At 69.7% G+C, this 3,263-nt stretch carries 2 protein-coding genes and 2 pseudogenes; 2 read left to right on the top strand and 2 right to left on the bottom strand.

Features of this window, described 5'->3' with window-relative positions; genetic code table 11:
- Positions 1 to 96: 96 nt before the first annotated feature.
- A pseudogene (locus tag ND748_RS28715) lies at positions 97 to 438 on the top strand (helix-turn-helix domain-containing protein); the annotation flags it as partial.
- Positions 439 to 711: 273 nt separating this feature from the next.
- On the opposite strand, the gene ND748_RS28710 reads toward ND748_RS28715, so the two are convergent.
- Together ND748_RS28710 and ND748_RS28705 are read right to left on the bottom strand one after the other, a co-directional pair.
- Positions 712 to 1,386, bottom strand: a complete 675-nt coding sequence (locus ND748_RS28710) for a transposase (protein WP_251749314.1) — start codon at positions 1,384 to 1,386, stop codon at positions 712 to 714.
- Positions 1,387 to 1,638: 252 nt separating this feature from the next.
- Positions 1,639 to 2,679, bottom strand: a complete 1,041-nt coding sequence (locus ND748_RS28705; protein WP_251749313.1) for a DUF4158 domain-containing protein — start codon at positions 2,677 to 2,679, stop codon at positions 1,639 to 1,641.
- 374 nt (positions 2,680 to 3,053) lie between these two features.
- Between ND748_RS28705 and ND748_RS28700 the strand changes: the two are divergent.
- Positions 3,054 to 3,263: pseudogene (locus ND748_RS28700) on the top strand (iron dicitrate transport regulator FecR); the annotation flags it as partial.

Raw genomic sequence — 3,263 nt, 5'->3', positions numbered from 1 at the left:
GGACGTCGAGGCTACGGGCGGGACGAACCGGGATCAATCCTTACCGTTGTTTTTTCGCTGGAAGCTACGGGCGGGCCATGTTCTGTGTGGTGTGGGGTGACCGGCAAGGGGGTGCGGGTGGAGTTTGTCAAGGAGACCCTGGTGTTCACCGGCGAGGACTCACCGATGGCGACGTTGCTGTTGTCGGTCATGTGCGCGTTCGCCGAGTTCGAGCGCGCACCGATCCTAGAACGCCAGCGCGAGGGCATCGCTGTCGCCAAGCAGCACGGCGTCTACACCGGCCGCAAGCCCGCCCTCACCCCCGAGCAGGCTCGGGACCTGTGCGAGCGCGCCGCCGCAGGCGAGCGGAAGTCCGACCTGGCCAGGGAGTTCGGCATCAGCCGCGAGACCGTGTACAGCTACCTGCGGACCACAGCCCTCGCAGGCGTCACCGGCTAAGCCAATCCGACCTCTCTGTCGTATCCGTCAAAAAATTTGACAGCAATACCGGTTTTCCGTTCCTTTCCTACCGGGACCCCGTACAGGGCGCTGGCGATCCCGCGGCGCATGTTTGTTTCCTCGTAGACGTCGAGTGGCAGTGGGTGTGCTCGGGCATGGGGCGTTGCGGGCAGCCGGATGCAGCGCACCGAGCGGGCCGGACAGCTCGCAGCAGCGTCCGCATCACGACGGCGATCCCCGTCCGGAGCGCCGGGCCCGGCTCCTGGTCCTCGGTCACGGTCCCGCCACCGCGTCGGAGGGCGGGGTCAGGGCGTCGAGGTGGCTGGTCATGTCCAGCTGGAACCGTCCGTAGAGGTTGATGTGGGTCCAGAACAGGGCGGACAGGCCGCGCCGGTCGGCGGCGGTCAGCATTAGCCCTTCGATCATCGCGGCGACCTCGGAGGCCGAGCAGGTCGTGACCTGGGAGTAGATACAGACGCTGCGCCGCTCGACATGCCAGTAGATCATCGCGCCGGGGCCGCCGTAGCGCTGGTGCCACTCGGTCATGAGGTTCGACGACCAGGAGCCGAACTTCTTCGAGTCCGACGCGCACGCGGTGCCCTGCCCCCACAGCGCGGTGTCGCGCACGGCGAAGGTCTCGTTGACCAGCCGGCGGATCGCCGCCCGCAGGTTGTCCCGGTTGATGAACAGCCGGCGGATCCGGCGCAGCGCCGCTTCGGTGTCGAGCACCGTAGTGTCGGCGCCGGCGTTCGCGACGACGCCGTCGGCGACCCGTTTGATGCCCATGTTGGTGCCCAGGCCGAACAGGGCGAGCAGCAGCCGGCGACGCAGGACGGTGCGGTCGGTGACCTCGTGGGAGGCGACCGAGGTGAACTCGTCGGTGAACCCGGTGACGTAGTCGGCGTCCTTGAACAGGTTGAGCAGGTCCAGCATCCCCCAGCGGCGCACCAGCTCCTCCCGGCGACGAACACAGCCCCGTCGCGAGGCTTGGCGAGCGCGTCGTAGTGGCCGTCGCGGTTGTCGTCGAAGTCGACCGGTAGATCGTCTTCGGGGTTACGCCACCGGGTCGCGCCGGGCACCCAGATCTCCCGGCGGCGCAACGTCGCCCGCAGGGCGACCAGCACACACAGCTCGTACGGGATGCGTTCGACCCGGTCGCGGTCGTCGACGACCGCGTCGCGCCAGTCCCGAGGCACCACGTCATCGAGGGGCACCCGGTCGGCGGCCGCGTAGAACTGCACCTTCGACCAGGATCCCGGTCTTGCCGGCCACGGTGCGGTACTCGGCGGTCATCTCCCGCTCCACCCGCCGCTCCGCCCGAGCGTTGATCACATGCACCAACTGGATCAGTGGATCCACCAGCCCGTCGATGAGCTCGGTGATCCGCGTCCAGCACAACGCCGCCAACCGCGTCAGCCGGGTCGCCGTTGGGCTGGCCCGGAAATCCGACGGGTACAGCTTCGCCGCCCGCGCCCGCCACGCGCCGACCAGCTGCTCCGACCAGCCCTCGAACGGATCCCCGGGTAGGCCCAGCGCGCGGACCCGTTCCAGCTTGGAGATCTCCCGCAGCAACGTGTCCAGGCCGAGCTTGCCCGGATCCTCCTTCAACTCCGCCAGCAGAACAGGCCCGCCACCGGCCGCCGTGTCCTCGCCGTCTTCGGGGACGGCCACCAGCCACTCCAGCCGGCCGACCGCGGCCGCCGGTAGCCGGCCGGCGACCAGAGTGGTGAACTGCTGCTCGAACCCCGCCCGCGCCGACCCCAGGACCCGCTCGACCCGCGACGGCCCCGGCGGCTCGAGCCGCATCTCCCGGCAGCGGGCCAGCAACGCCCGGCGCTGCCGGTCATCGGTCAGCTCGACCGGACACACCTCACCGGCCAGCCAATCGGCCAGGGCGTCCTCGTCGGCGAGCGTGCACTCCCGGAACCCCAGCTCCCGGCGGATCTCCGCCCGGTGATGCTCGATCGTACGGCCGGTGAACGCGTACTTCGCGAACAGCACCGCGTCGACCCCGACCTGCTGGGCGACGTAGCCCACCGCCGCCCGGGGAACCTCCCCGCCGTGACGGGGGAACCGGCCTTCGAGCTCGAAGTACTTCACCAACAGGGCGAAACCGACCCGCGAGGCCCCCGCCTTGTTCCGCAGCAGCTTCCGATCGCCTTTACCCAACGTCCAGCACTCGATCAGCTGCTCCGGACTCCACTCCCGCCGCACGCCGACCACCCCGACCAGGACGATCACCAGATACCTGTACGACAGGTTAGAGATCAGTCACGCAGAGCGGAGCGGTTTCCCAAAATCACGGAGAGCCACTTGGCGGCTGGTGACACGGTCCCGAGCCCCGGGCCGTTCACGGCATCCGACCCGGGCAGCGCGGATTTACTGCGGGCACAGTTGCGGGCCCTCTCCCCCCTGACGCCCGATAACCCTCCCTTCCCGGGCGTCAGGATCGGGACACGGCGGGCGTCCTGTATCGTCGTTCCGTTCCGTGGTATAACGATGCCTGTTAACGTTTCATGGTCTGCGATGATACGAAAATGACGGTACGGTACGGAATCGGTACACGTCGACGTCGGTCCACGTCGGAGTCGGTACGAGACGGAATGAGGAACGTGATGAGCCGGGTGCCCCGCCCCCCTCGCCAACGCGAGGAGCCCTCCGAGCCCGACGAGCCGTTCCGCCCTCCGACACCCCGCCCCCCCGGGACGACGCCGACCACCCCCCCCCCCCCCCCCCCCCCCCCACCCACCACCCCCCCCCCCCCCCCCCCCCCCCCCCCCCCCCCCCCCCCCCCCCCCCCCCCCCCCCCCCCCCCCCCCCCCCCC

Origin of the sequence: Frankia sp. AiPs1 (assembly GCF_023716945.1) — a bacterium.
GTDB lineage: Bacteria > Actinomycetota > Actinomycetes > Frankiales > Frankiaceae > Frankia.
This window is presented reverse-complemented; position numbering and strand designations above follow the sequence as displayed.